The following is a 1,277-nucleotide window of genomic DNA, read 5'->3' as shown; positions in this document are numbered from 1 at the left end:
ACCGAAAGTGAGACAGGGCCAGAGAAGTGATAGTCCCTGATGTCGTCGATAGCCCGCTCGTCCAGCTCGGGGAATTCGAAGCCGCACGGTAGTGGCCACGGCGCCCCACCACTCGCCTGGGCCGTCTTGGCCGATGCGCCGACCGTGCTCTTGTCGGCCGTTTTGGGCTTGGTCGGACAGGACGGGGCGTCCGGCTCCTTCTTCAGCTTCTCCAGGAGCTTCCTGAATTCCGTCAGGACGCGCTTGCCCCGTGCAAGGGCTTCGAAGAACTCACCGATGCCCAGGGAGACTCGCGCGATGGCGGCGCTGAGGGCCGGGGGTTTGGCGACGACGACGGCGATGCTGGCGGCGTTGACCGCCGTCCACAGGCACGCTTCGATGTCCCCTTCGCTGAAGCATGCCTTCGCGTCGGTGTAGCCGATCACGTCGAGGAGGACAGCCCCGCCGTTGGCCTTGACCCAGTCCAGGACGTCCTTGCCAGCGAGTTCAAATGCTTCCTTCCACTCCTCCACGCAGGTCTGGCCGTACTGCTTGAGCAGCAGCGCTTCCTCAGTACTGCTCATCGGCGCCCCGGTGTCGGGTGCGCCGGCGTCCACGCGCGCCTTGCGCTGCTCTTCCAGCCGCTTCTTCGCAGCTTCCTCGGCCCGCGTGGCCGCCTGGTTCGCTTCGGTGGCGCTCTGCTGGGCGTTATCCGCCGCGGNNCGCCCAGCTTGGCACTGGCGGTCGCATCGGCGGTCTGCGCACGTCCCAGGGCGGATGCTGCCGCGGCTTGTTCAGTCTGTGCTCGGGCCTCGGCCGCTGCGGCCTTGGCGCGTTCGGTGTCGGCCCGCTGACGTGCCGCGGCCGCCGTGGCGCCCTCGGCCTTGGCNNGCCTCGGCACAGGCCTGGGAGAACAGGGCACCACTGTCGGCCACGGTAGCCTTCGACGCGAGCAGCGCGGTGTTGGCAGCCTTGTACGCGGCCTCCGCTCCTGCCGCCGAGGCCTTGGTCACCTGCGCCGACTGCTGCACGTACAGCAGGCCACGACCGCGCGGGGCGCCGACCGCTGCGGCGACCTTGGCGGCCTCCGTCTGCGCCACGTCCACCTTGGCCGCCTGCGCTTTCGCGGAGTCCCCCAACCACCCCTTCCTCTACGCGCTCCAAGCCCCGCCCGCCGAAGCAACCCAACGCGCCGCCCAAGCCGGCCGTCTGATGGAACAGGTCGGACTGACTGACCGTCCACACCGACCTCAGCATGAGCCCTCGACCCTCCGACCCCGACGTGGCGATCGCCAACC

The 1,277-nt window shown here is 69.2% G+C and carries 1 protein-coding gene; it reads right to left on the bottom strand.

Annotated features, from left to right (window positions below; translation table 11 throughout):
• Positions 1-870: 870 nt before the first annotated feature.
• Positions 871-1,118, bottom strand: a 248-nt coding sequence (locus AOK24_RS42760) for a hypothetical protein (RefSeq protein ID WP_206191369.1), incomplete at its 3' end; no start/stop codon positions are given.
• Between the last annotated feature and the right edge of the window lie 159 nt (positions 1,119-1,277).

Origin of the sequence: Streptomyces niveiscabiei, from assembly GCF_001419795.1 — a bacterium.
GTDB lineage: Bacteria > Actinomycetota > Actinomycetes > Streptomycetales > Streptomycetaceae > Streptomyces > Streptomyces niveiscabiei.
This window is presented reverse-complemented; position numbering and strand designations above follow the sequence as displayed.